At 66.5% G+C, this 1,256-nt stretch carries 1 protein-coding gene; it reads right to left on the bottom strand.

Going from position 1 to position 1,256, the window contains the following annotated elements:
- Window positions 1–117: 117 nt before the first annotated feature.
- Window positions 118–1,023, bottom strand: a complete 906-nt coding sequence (locus A5780_RS07930) for an IS5 family transposase (RefSeq protein WP_064908131.1) — start codon at window positions 1,021–1,023, stop codon at window positions 118–120.
- Window positions 1,024–1,256: the final 233 nt, after the last annotated feature.

Raw genomic sequence — 1,256 nt, 5'->3', positions numbered from 1 at the left:
TGGCGCAAGACCGCCGAGGAAATCCTCGACTCCCTCGCTCGATATATCCAACGGATTTCAGGCGCAGAACACTAGGTTCTGTCTCGAAGTCGTGAGGGCGGGGCCGATGTCGCGCCCTCACGAGTGCCGCAGCCACTGATTGATCACAGCGACATGGATCGTGGCCTGGTAGCGGACAGCAAGTTTGTCGAACCGGGTCGCCACCGCCCGGTGCTGTTTCAGCTGGTTGATCCCCCGCTCGACAGCATTGCGGTCCCGGTAGATCGCCACATCGAATGCCGGGGGCCGGCCACCGCCACGACCCCGCCGCCGCCGATGTTCGGCCTGGTCGGCGGGGACCGGAATCGTCGCCCGGATCCCGTGACGACGCAACCATTCCCGGTTACCGCGACCGGAATACGCCTTGTCAGCCAACACCCGCTCGGGCCGTGCCCGCGCCCGACCACCACCGAGTTTCGGCACCACGATTCCTTCCAGCACTGCCGTGAACTGCGGACTGTCACCAGCCTGTCCTGCGGTGACCAGCACCGACAACACCCGACAGCCCTGATCACACGCCAGATGCAGTTTGCTGGTCCACCCGCCCCGTGAACGCCCCAGCCCGTGATCACCCGGTTCGCTCTGGCCGGGCCCCGCGGGTGGTTCGGCCTGCCCAGCGCCGTCGCGACGGGCCCCGGCAGCATGCGGATGAGCGCGGGTGATCGTGGAATCCACGCTGACCTGCCAGTCGATCACCCCGGCAGCATCGGCCACCGCCTGCAGCGAGGTCACGATCGCAGCCCACGCCCCGGCCCGCTGCCAGCGCCGGAACAATCCATACACCGCTTGCCAGGACCCGTACTCGGCCGGCACGTCCCGCCACGGTGATCCGACCCGGCACCGCCATCGGATCCCATCGATGAGCTGCCGTTTCGTCCACTTCGGCGGGCGGCCCGCCTTCTTCCCGCGAGGCAACAACGGCTCCAACCTCGCCCACTGGGCATCGGTCAGGTCCGCGCGCCCCGCCACCGCTAGGCTGGCCACGAGGTCTCCGGGGCTTATTCAGATTTGCTTGGTCGCTAATCCGAATACCGGAGACCTCGCCCATACGCCAACGCGGGCAACAACTTCAGCTGAACCTGCCGACGGGGTGGCACACCGCTCAGCGGTGCCACCCCATCACTCACTTCGAGACAGAACCTAGTTGTACTGACCACGGACGTTGGTGACGGCGTGGCGAGGTGACATGACGAAGACCTCCGAGTGAAGTGCGAGCT

Source organism: Nocardia sp. 852002-20019_SCH5090214, from assembly GCF_001665865.1.
GTDB lineage: Bacteria > Actinomycetota > Actinomycetes > Mycobacteriales > Mycobacteriaceae > Nocardia > Nocardia nova.
The sequence above is the reverse complement of the archived record's forward strand: the minus strand, read 5'-3'. Positions and strand labels throughout refer to the sequence as shown.